The following is a 15244-nucleotide window of genomic DNA, read 5'->3' on the forward strand; positions in this document are numbered from 1 at the left end:
CTGCCACAATCGACGGACGTGAGCACTCACCCACCCATGTCCCAGACGCAGGACGCCCCCCGGCAGGCAGGCGCCCTCGACAGGTTCTTCCGGATCACCGAGCGGGGATCGACCGTTGCGCGCGAGGTGCGCGGAGGCGTCGTCACCTTCTTCACGATGTCCTACATCCTCGTGCTCAACCCGCTCATCCTGTCCACCTCCCACGAGGGCATCGCCCCGCTGGGCACCTCAGCCCAGATCGCCGCGGGAACCGCCCTCATCGCGGGGGTCATGACCATCCTCATGGGCGTGGTCGCCAACTACCCGATGGCGCTCGCGGCCGGCCTGGGCATCAACGCCATGGTCGCCTACACGATCGTCGGCACGAGCGGCATGACCTACGCCGACGCCATGGGCCTCATCGTCATAGAGGGCATCATCATCCTCGTCCTCGTGCTCACCGGCTTCCGTGAGGCCGTCTTCAAGGCGGTCCCGGCGCACCTCAAGACCGCCATCTCGGTGGGCATCGGCCTGTTCATCGCCCTCATCGGCCTCGTCGACGCCAAGGTCGTGCGCGCAGGCGGCACGCCGCTCGAGCTCGGCCTGGGCGGCTCCCTCCAGGGATGGCCGGTGCTCGTCTTCCTCCTCGGGCTGTTCCTCACCATCGTGCTCTACGTGCGCAAGGTCAAGGGGGCGATCCTCATCGGGATCGTGTCGGCCACCGTGCTGGCGGCCGTCATCGAGGCCCTCGCCCGCCTGGGCGCCTACAACGACGACCCCGAGGTCGGGGCCGTCAACCTGACCGGCTGGTCGCTGTCGGTCCCCTCCCTGTCCGGCTCCCCGGTGGCGGTGCCGAGCTTCGCGACCCTGGGGGAGTTCAACCTGCTGGGCTCCTTCGAGAAGGTCGGAGCCGTCTCCGTCATCCTCCTCGTCTTCTCCCTCATGCTCGCGGACTTCTTCGACACGATGGGCACGATGGTCGCCATCGGCTCCGAGGGCGACCTGCTCGACGAGAAGGGCAACCCGCCCAGGACCCGCGAGATCCTCGTCATCGACTCGGTGGCCGCCATGGCCGGCGGCGCCGGAGGCGTGTCGTCGAACACCTCCTACATCGAGTCGGCGGCGGGGGTGGGCGAGGGCGCCCGCACCGGGCTGGCCTCGGTGGTCACGGGCCTGCTGTTCCTGGGAAGCACCTTCCTGGCGCCGGTCGTGGCCATGGTGCCCTACGAGGCCGCGACCCCGGCCCTCGTCGTCGTCGGCTTCCTCATGATGACCCAGGTCACCGACATCGACTGGACGGCTCCGCAGATCGCCCTGCCGGCCTTCATGACGATCATCATGATGCCCTTCTCCTACTCGATCACCAACGGCATCGGCGCGGGCTTCGTGTGCTACCTCGTCATCGAGGTGGCGCGGGGGCACGCCACGCGGATCCACCCGCTCATGTGGTTGGCCTCGGGCCTGTTCATCGTGTACTTCACCCTCGAGCCGATCAAGGCGATCCTTGGCGTCGGCTGAGCAGGCGTCCGGCGTCCCGGCAGGACGCCCCGGCACGACGCAGGACACGACGGCGCCCCCGCACGCGCAGGGGCAGCGCCCGCCTGACCGCGTCTCCGGCGGGGACCAGGGCTCGGAGGGCGTGGCCGCACGTGTCCGCGCGGCCCTGGCCGCCCTCGACGCCGCCCAGAAGCCCGGGGCGGGGGTGCCGGCGTACACGAGGTGGGTCAACCGGCGGGGAGCCCGCCTGGTCGCGGCGGTCGGCGCCGTGGCGGGGTGGACCCCCACCATGGTCACGGCGGCCTCCGCGGTCCTGTCGGCAGCAGGCATGTGCCTGCTGCTCCTCCTGCCTCCCGCCACCTGGAGCGGGCTGCCCGTGGCGGTCGCCCTGGCGGCCGGCTACCTCCTGGACTCCGCCGACGGGCAGCTGGCCAGGCTGACAGGCACCTCCTCGCGCACAGGGGAGTGGGTCGACCACGTCGTCGACGCCTTCCGCTCCCCAGCCATCCACCTCACGACGGCGGTCGCCGTCCTCGTCCACCGGCCCGACAGCCCCTGGCTGGCAGGCGTCGCCCTGGTCTACGCCTGGGTGACCAGCGGCCAGTTCCTCAGCCAGATCCTGGCCGAGGCCTTCGTCCGCCGGGCGGGGCGTCCCCAGACCCGCGGGGGCGACCTGCGCTCGTGGGTGCTGGCCCCCACCGACCCCGGCGTCCTGTGCTGGTCCTTCGTCCTGTGGGGCCTTCCGTCGGCCTTCTCCCTGACCTACACCCTGCTGGCGGTGGTCGCGGTCCTTCACAGCGCGGCCTCCCTGCGCCGCAGGCACCGGGACCTGCGGGCGCTCGACGCCGCGCAGGCCGGGGCCGGGCGCGCCGGCGGTGGTACCGGTGCCTGACCTCAGCGTCCTGCTGCCCGCCCGCGACGCCGAGGCGACCATCGCCACGGCGGTCTCCTCGACCCTGCGCGCCCTGCCGGCCGACGCCGAGCTCGTCGTGCTCGACGACGGCTCGTCCGACGCCACGGCCGAGCTCGCCCGGGCCGCCGGGCGCGACGACCACCGGCTGCGCGTCGTGACGGCCCCGCCCTCCGGCGGCCTGACGAGGGCGCTCACCTCCCTCATGGGGATGACGGACTCGCGGCTCGTGGCCAGGATGGACGCCGACGACGTCTGCCTGCCCTGGCGCTTCCGCACGACGCTGGCGGCCGTCGAGGCCGGTCAGGACATGGTCTTCGCCCAGGTGGTCGACCTCCTCGGCCGCCGCCCGCGGCCGCAGGCCCCGGTGGGCATCCCGTCGCGGACCTTCGCCCTCCACCTGCTCCTGACCAACCCGGTGTCCCACCCCACGATGCTCGCCCGGCGCGAGCTCGTCGACCGGGTGGGCGGGTACCGGGAGGTCCCCGCGGAGGACTACGACCTGTGGCTGCGGTGCGCCGCGGCCGGGGCCCGGATGAGCCGTGTGGCCTCATGGGGGCTGCTCTACCGGGTGCACCCCGGCCAGATCACGGCCTCGAGCAGCTGGCGGGCCAGGTCCTGGGCGGATCCCGATCAGGCGCGCGCCTTCGCGGATCTCAGTGAGAGGACCGTGGGGCGCCGCCTCACCCGGCTCGTCGCCCTCGAGGGCCTCGAGCCTGCCGAGCGCGCGGCAGGTCTCGCGGAGTTCCGCAGCGCCGTCGAGCCCGTTGTCAACGCCGTCGGGGGAGTGGAGGGCCTGCGCCTGCGGCGTCGGCTGCGCCGACGCATCCGTCAGGTCGAGTCCGGCGGCACGCAGCCGTCCACCCGACCGTCAACCGATGACCCCGGCGCTCCTGCCGGGGAGGAGGACCGCCCATGAGCGCAACCGTTGAGCCGATGGTCACCCCCGGCCGGATCCGCCGCGTCCTGCGCGTCCGGCGCCTGTGGTTCGCGCTCGGTCTCGTCCTGGGGCTGTGCGCCGCGCTGGCGTACCTCCAGATCGTGCCGACCGTCTACCAGTCGACCGCGGTGGTCAACATCACCGCGGTGAGCACAGACCCCGCCGCAGCGGGCAAGGCGCCCTCGAGCGTGCTCGACATGCCCACCGAGCTGCAGCTGGCCAGCTCGGCGATCACCGCCGACCTGGCCGCCGAGACCCTCGGGGAGGGCTGGGACTCGAGCACCCTGCGTCAGGGCGTCGAGGTCAAGGGGGACTCCGACGGGACCATCGTGAGCATCACCTACTCCGACACCGACAAGGACCGGGCGATGCAGGGCGCGGACGCCCTGGCCTCCTCCTACCTCCAGGTCCGCACCCTGCTCGTCACCGAGCGCGTCGCCGCCGTCGGAAGCTCCCTCGACCAGCAGATGGAGAACCTGCGCACCCAGCTGGCCGACCAGCTCCAGCAGGGAGCGGTCTCCGAGGACGACGCCGCCCAGTCCCAGGCGTCGGCGGCCGAGGAGACCACCCGCATCATGCTCCAGACACTGGCCAACCGGCGTGTGGCCCTCACCGACGTGTCCTCGGTCGCCGGCCAGGTCATCACCCCTGCGGCAGCCAACAAGGTGACCGTGCTGCCGCCCAGGCGCACCGTCGTGGCGGCCGGGCTCATGGGAGGGCTCTTCCTCGGTCTCCTGCTCGTCCTGGCCCGCCAGGCGGTGGCGCGACGTCCGGCGGACAACGAGGAGATCGAGGACATGCTCGGCGTGCAGGTCTGGCTGCCCGAGGCGAGCATCGGCCGGACGAGCAGATGGGCGTCGGTGGCCGAGATGGTCGCCTGGGCGGTGGCGGACAGCCCGTCATCGGCGGCGGTGCTGGCCGATCTCGGTGGGCCGGACTCACGTGCCGCCGCCGCCTCGGTGGCGCAGGCCGCCGACGCGACGGTCATCGACCTGCGCCGCGCCCGGCAGCGGGTGCTGCGCGCCATGCGCGGGCGCGGGGCGGTCGTGCTCGTGGCGACCCCGGCGTGGACGAAGGCACGCTTCGAGCGCGTCTCACGGGACATCTCCGCCGTCGGCTGCGAGCTGGTCGGCGTCATGCTCGCCGCCAGGGAGCGCCCGCAGTCCCTGTCCGACCAGCAGGCGACCTCCTCGGCCAGCGCGGACAGCGGGCTGAGCGCGGACAGCGCGGCTGACACCTCATCCGCCGTGAGCGCGACCAGCGCCGCCAGCACCGTCAGCGCGGCCGGCGTTGTGAGCGCCGCCAGCACGGCCGACGCCGGGCGACCCGCGGGCGCCCCGGGTGGCGGTGCCGAGCCCGAGCCGGCCGAGGTCGTCACCCCGGCCACGGGGCGTACCGGCGCCGCGCCCGTCGCGCAGGACGCGGCCCTTACCGAGGCCCGGGACACCGAGGGGGACCCCGGTCCCACGGCGGTGCGGACGAGTCTGGCCCGGCTGCGGGCCAGCGCCGTCGCCCCCGCGGAGCCGGCGAGCCAGGGCCCCGCCAGCGAGCCGGTCATCACCCCGACGGTGCCCTCGGCGGAGCCGGTGCGCACGAGTCCCTCACCTCTGCGGCTGAGCGCCGACAGCGTCGCCACGCCGGCTGAGCCGGCCGGTGACCTCGCTGAGCCCGGCACTCGCATGATCGACGTCGAGGAGGTACCGGTTCCCAGGAGCCCCGGGCGCTCAGCGCCCTCCGCCGATCGGGCCGCCAAGCCAGCGGCCAAGCAGGCCGCCAAGCCTGTTGCCACGCCGGCCGCCAAGCCGGCCGCCAAGCCTGCTGCCACGCCGGTGACCAAGGCAGCCGCCAAGCCGGCGGCCAAGGCAGCCGCCAAGCCGGTGGCGAAGCCCGGTGCCACGCCGGCCACCAAGGCAGCCGCCAAGCCAGCGGCGAAGCCCGGTGCCACGCCGGCAGTCAAGCCGGCCGTCTCGTCCTCGGCCGCGAGCGCCGGCTCGGCCGCCGCGGCACCTGCGGCCAAGCCAGCCGCCAAGCCCGCTACCGCCTCGACAGCACAGCCTGGTACCAAGCCAGCGGCCGGACCGGCTGCGAAGCCCGCCGCGAGGCCTGCTCACGCGTCGGCCGCGAGGCAGGCTGCCAAGCCGTCGGCCGAGCCGGCTGCCACCCCCGCCACCGCGGGGGCGGTCTCGCCCGCCTCGGCCGGCTCCGGGGAGGGGGACCCACGATGAGCCGGGCCCCCTCGAAGCGCGTCCCCGCTCTTGACCCCTTGCGGTCGATGGTGGCCTGCCTCGAGCTGTCCACCGACACGCTCGAGGTCGTCTCGGGCGCACCGACCGACCCCCGCGCGCTCGTGCTCGTACGTGACGAGGGTCGCGTCCTGGCCCTCGTCGAGCTCGAGGGCGCTCACGGCACTGACGGCCCTGACGGCTCTGACGGCTCTGACGGCACTGACAGTGCTGACAGCGTCGCCGAGCGTGCTCGCCAGGCCGCGCGAGGCCGCAGCGCTGAGCGCGCCTGGCACCGCGGCGCGGGAGCGGGGACCGACGCCTCGGTGGTCATCTGCACCGTGGGCCGCAACCCCCTGCTCACCGCAGCCGTCGAGGCCGCCCTCGCACAGGACCACGAGCGCCTCGAGGTGGTCGTCGTCGACAACGCGCCCGGCCGCGGCCGCACGAGGCAGATGCTCGCAGGCATCGACGACCCCCGCCTGCGTGTGGTCCCCGAGCCGGTCGCGGGGCTGTCCCGGGCGCGCAACACCGGCGTGGCCGCCGCCTGTGGCGAGGTCATCGCCTTCACCGACGACGACGCCGTCACCGACCCCAGGTGGCTCTCCGAGACGCTCGACGTCCTGGCCGCCGACCCGGGACGGAACGTGGGGGCGGTGACCGGCAACCCCCTGCCCGCGCGCCTGCGCCACCCGACCCAGCGCTACTTCGAGGCCAGAGGAGGCTTCCCCCGCACCGAGGTGCCGGTGCTGTGGACCCTGGGCCCGGTCCCCGCGAGCGTCGCCCGCCTGGGAGCACCGGGCGACGGCGGGCCGCTCTACCCCCTGGCCACCGCCCGGGTGGGGGCCGGGGTGTCGATGGCCTTCCGCCGCGAGGTCCTCGATCTCATCGGTCCCTTCGACGAGCGCCTCGGCGCCGGCACCCGGACCGCGGGAGGGGAGGACCTCGACGCCTTCGCCAGGGTGCTGCGCTCGGGCCACGCGATCGTCCAGACCCCCGACGCCGTCGTCTGGCACACCCACCGCCCCACCCTGGGCGGCCTGCGCACGCAGGTCAAGGGCAACGGCACGGGCATGGCCGCGCTGCTCACCAAGGCCGTCCTGTCAGACCCCCGGGCGCTTGTCGACCTGGCCGGCCGGAGCCGGGCCGTGGCCCGCCGGCTCTCCCCGGGCTCCCAGCGCGTGGCCGGCCGCGACCCCGATGTGCCGGGCTCCCTCACGCGTACCGAGGTCCTGGGCTTCGTGTCGGGGCCCGCCCTGTTCCTCGTGGAGGGCGCCCGGGCACGGCGCGCCCGTGGGCGGAACCGGTGAGCTCGGTCGGCTCAGGGCCCCCGCACGTCCCGGGCGCCCGGGAGGCCGTCCCCCTGTCGGGATGGCCGGTGCTCGCCCCCATGGCCGCCTACCTCCTGTGGTGGCTGCTCGGCGTGGGGGACATGATCTGGCTCATCGCGGCGGCCGCGATGCTCTACCAGTGGCTCGGGTCGCGCCACCTGGGCATCCCCCGCTCCCTGCTCCTGTGGGGCCTGTTCCTCGTGTGGTGCGTGGCCTCGATGGTCATGATCGACACGACCGGCCGTCTCATCGGCGCGGTCTACCGGCTCCTGTTCTACGCGGCGGCGGCCTGCTTCGCCATCCACACCTACAGCGCGAGGCGCGCCCTGCCGCTTGTCCGCGTGACCGGTGCGATGACCTGGTTCCTCGCGTGCATGACGGCCGGCGGCTACCTCGCCCTGGCCATGCCCGAGCTCGTCATCCACACGCCGATGTCCTGGGTCGTGCCCCAGGGCCTGGCCTCCAACGAGCTCGTAGCCGACATGATCGTGCGTCGCACCACCCAGTGGAGCCCCGACCTGTGGGAGCCCCAGGCGGTGCGGCCCGCGGCCCCCTTCCTGTACGCCAACACGTGGGGCAACGTCTACTCCTTCGTCCTGCCCGTCGCCGTGCTCCACCTGTGGCTCACGCGCGGGGCCCGGTGGTGGTGGGCCTGGGCGGCCGTCGTCGCGGCCTCGGTGGTCCCCGCGGTGAGCACCCTCAACCGGGGCATGTTCATCGGCCTCGGGGTGGTTGGCGCCTGGGCCGCGCTCCAGGCCGTGCGGCGCGGGCGCGTGCTCATCGTCCTGGCGGGGGTCGTCATCACCCCCCTGGCGGGCGCCCTGTGGATCGCCTCGCCCTCGGGTCAGTCCCTGCTCCACCGCCTGGAGTCCACGAACTCGACGGTGGACCGTGCCCTGCTCTACCGCCTCACCCTCGAGGGGGCGCTCGACTCGCCGCTGTTCGGCTACGGCTCCCCGCGCCCGGCCCCTGACCCGTGGCTCCCCTCCCTGGGCACCCAGGGGCAGCTGTGGACCGTGCTCTACTCGAACGGCTTCGTGGGGACCGCGCTGTTCCTGGGCTGCCTCCTGAGCGTCCTGGCCCTGGCCTGGCGGCGCACCGACCCCGTGGGCGCGGTCATGGGCGGGATCGTGGCGGCCACCGTCGTGGAGTCCCTCTACTACGGCATGATGACCGGGCTCATGGTCACGATGGTGGCGGTGGGCCTGGTCCTGCGGCCGGACACCGCGGTGGGTCCGGGGAGGCGGTCCGAGGACGGCGGGGAGGTGACGCTCAGCAGTCGGGCTCAGCGGCGAAGGACTGCGAGGCGAGCTTCCAGTGACCGTCCACGAAGGCGAAGGTCATGACGGTGAGCGTGCGCTGGGGTGAGTCTGCCGGGCGCACGTCGGCGCCGTTCTCGTCAAGGACCCGCACCGTCGTGGAGTCCACGCACATCTGCGCGGTCAGGGAGCCGGAGTCGGCGGAGGCCTCGAGGACCTCGACCCCGTCGACCGTCGCAGCACCCTCCTGGTGCCACTGCCCCGACTCCCACTCCTCGCGCTGGTTCCTGAACTCCTCGAGGGCCGCGCCCGTGAGCAGGGTCGAGGCGTCCGCCGTGACCGGGTCGGCAAGGGCCTGGGCCTGTCCCGCCAGGACGTGCTCGGCCAGCGACTCCACCTGCGCGGCGTCGAGCGCGCCCGCGGGCAGCGGGGCGGGACTCGGCGGGGGAGGTGCGCTCGGCGTCGCCGAGGCGCCCGTCGCGGCGGGGGCGGACGTGGACGTGGCCGTGGCGGCGGCCCCGCCCCCGCCGTCGCCCGAGGCGCCGAGGTACCACAGCACCCCGGCAAGGAGGCAGGCGCACACGAGCACGACGACCAGGAGCCTGCGGCGGCTGCCGCCCACAGGCCCCGAGGGCGCGCGCTCAGGCTGCTCGTGCTTCTCAGACGGCTCAGGCTTCTCAGGCTTGACGGAAACAGGCTTCATGGATCGAGGACTCCTGGGCGCACGAGGCGCCGTGGGGGACGAGGGGAGGGGAACTCAGTGACAGACAGTACCGCGCAGCGCAGGGCACTGGCGCGCGGCGGCGCCCTCAGCTTCGTCGGCTCAGCGACGAGCGCCGCTCTGGGCTTCGTGCTCACGGTCGTCTTCTCGCGCATGCTCGGCACCCAGGGGGCGGGCGTGGTCTTCCAGGCCACGGGTGTGTTCGCCGTCGTCATGGCCTTCGCCAAGCTCGGGCTGGACTCCACCGCCATCTACCTCGTGCCCCGGGTGCGCCTCGACGACCCCCGCGCGCTGCGCCCGCTCCTGCGGCTCATGACGCTCATGAGCCTGGCGGCAGGGGTCCTGCTCGTCATCGTCCTCGAGGTCCTCGCCCCGTGGGTGTGGAAGGACGACGGGGCGAGGACCCTGGACTCCGTGCGCGCGGTCGTGCTCTTCGTCCCGGTCGGCGCCCTGTCGGTCATCGCCTCGGCCGTGCTGCGCGCCCTGGGCGGGGTCAGGCAGTACGTGCTCGTGTCCAACGTCGCCCTGCCGGTCATGCGGCCCCCGGTCGTGGCCGTCGCCGCGGCCGCCACCGGCTCGGTGGTGGCGGTGAGCGCGGCCTGGGCACTGCCCCTCGTCGTCGTGCTGGCCGCATCGGCCGTGCTCATCAGCGCCCACCTCGGTGCGCTCGAGGACGGCGCGCCCGCCCGGGGCCTGCCCGACAGGGCGCTGACCCGTCGCGTCCTGGCCTACACGCTGCCCCGGACCCTGTCCGCCGGGCTCGAGCAGGCGCTGGTCTGGCTCGACGTCCTGCTCGTGGGCCTGCTGGCCGGGGACGCCGCGGCCGGGGTCTACGGCGGTGCGAGCCGGTTCATCCAGGCGGGCCTGCTCGTCGACGCGGCGCTGCGCGTCGTCGTCTCACCCCAGTTCTCCGCCCTCCTGCACACTCGCCAGGAGGACCGCCTCCGGGACCTGCACGCGACGGCGACCACCTGGCTGGTCCTCGTGGGAACACCGGTCTACGTCCTCCTGGGCTGTTTCGCCCCGGTCTTCCTGGGGCTGCTCGGCCCGGAGTTCTCCTCGGGGGGATGGGCCCTGACCGTGCTCGCCGCCGGTGTCGCGATCACCTTCCTGGCCGGCAACATCCACTCCCTGCTTCTCATGAGCGGCCGCAGCGGCTGGGCCGCGTTCAACAAGGCGGTCGTCCTCGTCCTCAACGTCGTCGGCAATGTCGTGCTCCTGCCGAGGCTGGGCATCGTGGGCGCGGCACTGACCTGGACGGTGTGCATGACCGTCGACGCCCTCCTGGCCGTGGTCGAGGTGGACAGGCTCCTGGGTGTCCGGGTGCGCGCCCGCGACGCGCTCGTCCCCCTCGGTGTCGTCCTGGGCACGGTCGGTGCGCCCTCGCTCGTGACCGTCCTGGTCATGGGGCGCAGCGCCACCGCCCTGGCGGTGGCCTGCGCCGTGAGCGCGGTCGCCTACCTGAGCGCCTGCGCCGCCCTGCGCGGGCCCCTCAGGCTCGACGGGCTGGCTGCCGCGGTGCGGCGCCGGCCGTGAGGGCAGTGAGAGCAGTGAGAGCAGTGACGACAGAGGGGGCCGTGAGGGCCGTGACGATTCTGTGCCCATATCGTGACGCGACCGCCGCGTATCCGTTTCGTGACCCAGAGAGGTATTTCGTTTCCGTGTCGTGATCATCTCAGCGAATCACCTCCCCATTGTGACGCAAAAGAGACCTGGAAGCACCCTCGGCTCGCCTGGCAAGGCGATGACGAGGGTGTTTCTTCTTCCTGAATGTTTGCCATAAACTCGTTACGCATCCGCCTTGCCAGCGCATCAACCGGTGCGCGGGGGGCGGCACGGACAATGAGGGATGTGAACCATGAGGCGTTGGCGCGATGTGGCAGCCCCGTTTCTGAGCGCTGTCGTCGTGCTGGCCTGCGCGGTGGCCGCGCCCGCCGGAACGGCGAGCGCTGAGGACGGGGACCAGGGCACACCGACCGCCGTCGTGCGCGACGGCCTGACGCAGGCCACGGCGGCAGCGTCCTGCTGGGAGATCAAGCAGGACGACCCCGGCAGCAAGGACGGCGCGTACTGGCTGGTCACGCCCCAGATGAGCGCTCCGCAGCAGTTCTACTGCGACCAGACGACCGACGGCGGGGGCTGGGTCCTCATCGGTCGCGGCCGCGACGGCTGGGACCGCTACCCCCAGGGCAGGGGAGACGCTGCGGCCCTGCTCACGCGTGACCGGAGCGCAGCCGCCTTCGACGTCGTCCAGCTCGACACCCGCGTCATCGACGGGCTCCTGGGAGGCACCCCCGTGTCCGGGCTCGACGACGGGCTGCGCGTCCTGCGCTCCAAGGACGACGCGGGGACCCAGTTCCAGGCCTTCGACATCCGTCTGGGCACGATGAGCACGTGGTCGTGGGCGCTGGGCACGGAGTACCCCGTCTCCGGCTACCGGATCGACGGTGGTCAGTGGCTCAGCGCAGGCAGCGCCACCCTGGCCGCGAGGTTCGGTGCGGACACCGCGTGGAACCAGATGGACATGACCGTCACCAAGGCGCGCGGGTACCGCGTCGGCTTCGGCTACGGCCCGTCGGCCCGCGGCGGCTCGACCGCCGCCTCCTCCTTCCTGTGGAGCTCCACCGGAGCCGCCCCCTTCCCCTACGCCGAGCTCTACCTGCGCCCCATGCTGCGCTCCTCCGAGCTCGACTTCACCCGCATCGCCGACTCCGGGACCGGTGAGGTCACGGGAACCGGCGTCGTGTCCAACTACGCCTCCTCGACCAGCTGGGGGGTGGCGGGCAACCTCAACGGCAGGACCGCTGAGGGCAACGCGCCGGTCCAGGCCTTCGCCCAGGTCGGCTCAACGGTCTTCGTCGGCGGGAACTTCACCGAGGTGCGCCGGGGCGCCAACGGCACCGTCGTGCCGCGCACCGCGCTGGCCGCCTTCAACTCGACCACCGGCGAGCACGTCGAGGCCTTCGCGGCGACCTTCGACGGGCAGGTCAAGGCGCTGGCGGTCCTTCCCGGCGACCGGCTCCTGGTCGGCGGCGACTTCACGGTCGTCAACGGCGAGAGGCACGTGGGCACCGTCGTGCTCGACCCCGCCACGGGGCAGACCGACCCGTCGTGGACGCTCCAGGTCGACAACCGCCTGTCCTCGGGCGTGGTCAGCGTCAAGTCGATCGTGGTCTCAGGGGACCAGGTCTACCTCGGGGGCGCCTTCACCCACCTGAGCACCCCCGGCACGGCAGCGGTCTACGCCCGCGCCGGCGCCCGGGTGTCCGTGGACGGCACGCCCGACCGCAGCTGGAACCCCGAGTTCAACGGCTCGGTGGTCGACGTCGACGCCAGCGCCGATGGATCGCGCTTCTACGCCGCGGGCTACTTCACGACCTCGGCGGGCAGGCCCGCCTCCAAGGCCACGGCCCTGTCGACCGAGGCGGGGGCGGCTCCCTTGGGCTGGTCCTTCGTGGGCTCGTCCACCGAGCGCTCGAACTACCAGCAGGCGGTGGCCGACACCGGCTCCCTCCTCTTCGCGGGCGGCTCGGAGCACGCCCTCATGGGCTTCAACCGCGAGAGCTTCGAGCGCGTGTCGGGCTCGGTGACCAAGGACGTCGGCGGGGACTTCCAGGCGATCGCCACGAACGGGGACGTCGTCTACGCCGGCTGCCACTGCGGCGTGGCGACCTACCAGGACGCCTACTCCTGGCCCGTCCTGGGCAGCACGTGGACCCGCGCCGACAAGATCCAGTGGGTCGGCGCCTGGGACGCGCGGACCGGCCGCCAGCTCGGCGAGTTCTCTCCCTACATGCTGCGCTCGAACAACGCCGGCGCCTGGTCCCTGTTCCTGGCCGACGACGGCGCCCTGTGGGTCGGTGGGGACTTCACCGGCTCGCGCACCTCCCAGACCCGCTCCCAGTGGAACGGGGGCTGGGTGCGCTACCCCGCCCAGGACCGCCAGGCGCCGGCCGCACCGCAGGGCCTGCGCACGACGCTGTCGGAGGAGGCCTCGGTCACCCTGGCCTGGACCGGTGTCGAGGACGCCGTCTCCTACGAGGTCCTGCGTGACGACCGGGTCGTGGCGACCTCCCAGACCGCCGGCGCGCAGGTGCCCCGGGGCGGGGAGGACCGCTTCTTCGTCCGGGCGGTCGACGCCTCCGGGAACCGCTCGGCCTCGACCCCGGTGCACATCCCGCCGGCCGCGGGCCAGACCGACCCCAGCTCGCCGGTGCTCATCGACACCGGAGCCCGGTGGGCCTACTCCTACAACGAGGGCGCCCCCGAGGCGGGGTGGAGCTCGACGGGCTTCGACGACTCCTCCTGGTCGACCGGGCAGACGCCCGTCGGCTACGGCTCGTCCTCGGTGACGACCCAGCTGACGCCTCCGGGGACCTCCCGGCCGGTGACGGCCTGGTTCCGCCACACCTTCACCGTGGAGGACCCGGCGCGCTCGCCGTCGGTGGAGCTGGGCTACGTGGCCGACGACGGCGCCGTCGTCTACGTCAACGGGGTCGAGGTGTCCCGCACCCGCATGGGTCAGGGCGCCGTGACCGCCGAGACGCGGGCGGAGGCCGCGGTCACCACGGGGGCCGCCCAGGCCGCACCGACCGTCGTCACCCTGCCCAGCTCGGTGCTCGTGGCGGGGGAGAACGTCGTGGCGGTCGAGACCCACCTCAACTACCGCTCGAGCCCGACCCTGTCCTTCTCGGCCACCCTGACCCGCTCCGAGGCGGCCGCCCCGTCGGCCTCCCAGGACGGCTCAGGCGACGAGGGCTCGAGGCGCGAGGTCGTCCCCGCCGGCTCCCAGTGGTCCTACCGCTACGAGACCGACGCCCCCGACCCGCTGTGGGCCTCCACCGCCGACGTGAGCGGCTGGGCCAGTGGCGCGGCGCCGATCGGGTGGGGCTTCAGCGGGGCGGCCACCACCCTCGACGTCCCCGTGGCCCAGCGGGCCAGGACGGCCTACTTCGTGCGTGAGGTCGACCTGGGCGACGTCGACGAGGACTCCGTGCTCACGATCTCGGTGCCGGCGGACGACGGGGTGGTCGTCCGGGTCAACGGCACGGAGGTCGGGCGTGAGCGCGTGCCTGACGGCGAGGTCACCCACACGACCTTCGCGACCGCGGCGGCGAGCACCAAGGCGGCCACGGCCTCCCCGCTGGTCGTCCAGGTCCCCGCCGAGACGCTCGTCGACGGTGTCAACCGGATCGCCGTCGAGACCCACCTCAACTACCGCTCCTCCCCGAACCTCTCCTTTGACATGAATGCGTGGTTGGAACCATGACCTCGATCGCCCTGCCCGTCCCGGGCCCAGGAACCACCGTCCCCCAGACCTCCCCCTCGTCCCCCTCGTCCCCGGTCCCCTCGTCCTCGCGGTCCGCCCGCTGCACCGGGCGCCTGCGGAAGGTCCCCGCGGCGGTCCTGCGCCGTCCCGCGCGACGGGCGGAGGGGCCCGCTGAGCCGCCCCGTGCCCCCGAGGCCTTCCCGGAGCCCGCCGAGCCGACCCAGGAGCCCGAGGCCCTCCCGGTCGGGCAGGAGGCGGGCCGGACGGTCGCGACCGAGACCGCCCGTGACCCCCTCGTGGCGATGGCGCGCTCCGTGGCCTGCCCGGGCACGGTGACGACCTGGCTCAACCACTGGTCGGTCCAGCACGCCGACTGGCGCTCGCTCGAGCGCCTCGACGTCGTGGGCGTCGACGGCACCCTCCTCCAGCTCGCGCTGGCCGTCTCGGGCCGGCGCCTGGCCAGGACCTCGGCCGACCTCGTGCTGCCCACCGTCCTGTCCCAGGTCCTGGGACCCGGCGCCCGCGTCGCCCTCATCGGGGGCCGGCCCGGCGTGGCCCAGGCCGCCGCCCAGCGCCTGTCCTCCACGACGGTCGTGGCCATCGACGGCTTCGAGGACCTCGCTGCGCTGCGGGCCGACCCCTCCTGCCTGGTCGACTTCGCCCCCGAGCTCGTCGTCCTCGGCTTGGGAGCGGGCCTGCAGGACGAGGTGGCCGTCGAGCTCCACGAGGTGCTGCCGCGGGCCGCGATCTGCACGGCGGGGGGATGGATCGACCAGCTCGCCGCCTCTGAGCAGTACTTCCCCGACTGGGTCCACCGGATGCGGCTGGGCTGGGCCTGGAGGATCGCCCACGAGCCGCGCAGGCTCCTGGGCCGCTACACCGTCGACGCGGTCCGCTTCCTCGCGGGGTTCCCGAGCATCGTGCGCCGCCTGGACTCGCTGGGCGGCCGGTGCACGACCATCGGCTTCGACCTGCGCGGGCGCTGAGCGCCCGACAGGCCCCGTCCCGTGGCGGGGCTCCCGCGGGGAGAGCCGGGCGACCCGCCCGGCGGGTTATCGTGGGAACGGTCCGCGCGGGACCGGGCGGGGCCGACGTGGGCCTGCGCATCGGCGCGGG

General features: G+C 73.7%; 10 protein-coding genes. 9 read left to right on the forward strand and 1 reads right to left on the reverse strand.

Features of this window, described 5'->3' with window-relative positions; genetic code table 11:
- Nucleotides 1-36 precede the first annotated feature (36 nt).
- The 6 genes from EL245_RS10315 (at nt 37) to EL245_RS10340 (ending at nt 8225) form a co-directional block, all read left to right on the forward strand.
- On the forward strand, nt 37-1497 hold the full coding sequence (locus EL245_RS10315) for an NCS2 family permease (protein WP_126384372.1): 1461 nt from the start codon (nt 37-39) through the stop codon (nt 1495-1497).
- Between the two features lie 121 nt (nt 1498-1618).
- Entirely contained in the window at nt 1619-2368 is a 750-nt protein-coding gene (locus EL245_RS10320; protein ID WP_126384374.1) for a CDP-alcohol phosphatidyltransferase family protein, read from the forward strand.
- Nucleotides 2361-3305 carry a glycosyltransferase family 2 protein gene (locus EL245_RS10325; RefSeq protein WP_126383057.1) on the forward strand — a complete coding sequence of 315 codons (945 nt, stop codon included), beginning with the start codon at nt 2361-2363 and terminating at the stop codon, nt 3303-3305. The genes EL245_RS10320 and EL245_RS10325 overlap by 8 nt, the downstream gene beginning before the upstream one ends.
- Complete coding sequence (locus tag EL245_RS13890; protein ID WP_126383058.1) at nt 3302-5551, forward strand: GumC domain-containing protein; 2250 nt, start codon at nt 3302-3304, stop codon at nt 5549-5551. The genes EL245_RS10325 and EL245_RS13890 overlap by 4 nt, the downstream gene beginning before the upstream one ends.
- A complete protein-coding gene (locus tag EL245_RS10335; protein ID WP_126383059.1) occupies nt 5548-6858 on the forward strand; it encodes a glycosyltransferase family 2 protein in 1311 nt (436 codons plus the stop codon). The genes EL245_RS13890 and EL245_RS10335 overlap by 4 nt, the downstream gene beginning before the upstream one ends.
- Nucleotides 6855-8225 (forward strand): O-antigen ligase family protein, encoded by a 1371-nt coding sequence (locus EL245_RS10340; RefSeq protein WP_197719407.1) that lies wholly within the window; start codon nt 6855-6857, stop codon nt 8223-8225. Before EL245_RS10335 ends, EL245_RS10340 begins: the two co-directional genes overlap by 4 nt.
- Here the strand turns inward: EL245_RS10340 and EL245_RS10345 are convergent.
- Nucleotides 8152-8841 carry a hypothetical protein gene (locus tag EL245_RS10345; protein ID WP_126383060.1) on the reverse strand — a complete coding sequence of 230 codons (690 nt, stop codon included), beginning with the start codon at nt 8839-8841 and terminating at the stop codon, nt 8152-8154. The genes EL245_RS10340 and EL245_RS10345 overlap by 74 nt on opposite strands.
- A gap of 57 nt (nt 8842-8898) precedes the next feature.
- Between EL245_RS10345 and EL245_RS10350 the strand changes: the two genes are divergently transcribed.
- The 3 genes from EL245_RS10350 to EL245_RS10360 all read left to right on the forward strand — a co-directional run bounded on the left by EL245_RS10350 (nt 8899) and on the right by EL245_RS10360 (nt 15114).
- Nucleotides 8899-10395, forward strand: coding sequence for an oligosaccharide flippase family protein (locus EL245_RS10350; protein WP_126383061.1), 1497 nt, complete (start codon nt 8899-8901; stop codon nt 10393-10395).
- 340 nt (nt 10396-10735) lie between these two features.
- Nucleotides 10736-14128: a fibrinogen-like YCDxxxxGGGW domain-containing protein gene (locus EL245_RS10355; protein WP_126383062.1), complete on the forward strand. Its 3393-nt coding sequence runs from the start codon at nt 10736-10738 to the stop codon at nt 14126-14128.
- On the forward strand, nt 14125-15114 hold the full coding sequence (locus EL245_RS10360) for a WecB/TagA/CpsF family glycosyltransferase (protein WP_232009724.1): 990 nt from the start codon (nt 14125-14127) through the stop codon (nt 15112-15114). The genes EL245_RS10355 and EL245_RS10360 overlap by 4 nt, the downstream gene beginning before the upstream one ends.
- Nucleotides 15115-15244 lie beyond the last annotated feature (130 nt).

It is taken from the genome of Actinomyces howellii (genome assembly GCF_900637165.1).
GTDB lineage: Bacteria > Actinomycetota > Actinomycetes > Actinomycetales > Actinomycetaceae > Actinomyces > Actinomyces howellii.

Coding starts and splice junctions, on each gene's coding strand:
- EL245_RS10360 (WP_232009724.1), top strand. CDS start 14,125: ATGACCTCGATCGCCCTGCCCGTCCCGGGCCCAGGAACCACCGTCCCC.
- EL245_RS10315 (WP_126384372.1), top strand. CDS start 37: ATGTCCCAGACGCAGGACGCCCCCCGGCAGGCAGGCGCCCTCGACAGG.
- EL245_RS10335 (WP_126383059.1), top strand. CDS start 5,548: ATGAGCCGGGCCCCCTCGAAGCGCGTCCCCGCTCTTGACCCCTTGCGG.
- EL245_RS13890 (WP_126383058.1), top strand. CDS start 3,302: ATGAGCGCAACCGTTGAGCCGATGGTCACCCCCGGCCGGATCCGCCGC.
- EL245_RS10345 (WP_126383060.1), bottom strand. CDS start 8,841: ATGAAGCCTGTTTCCGTCAAGCCTGAGAAGCCTGAGCCGTCTGAGAAG.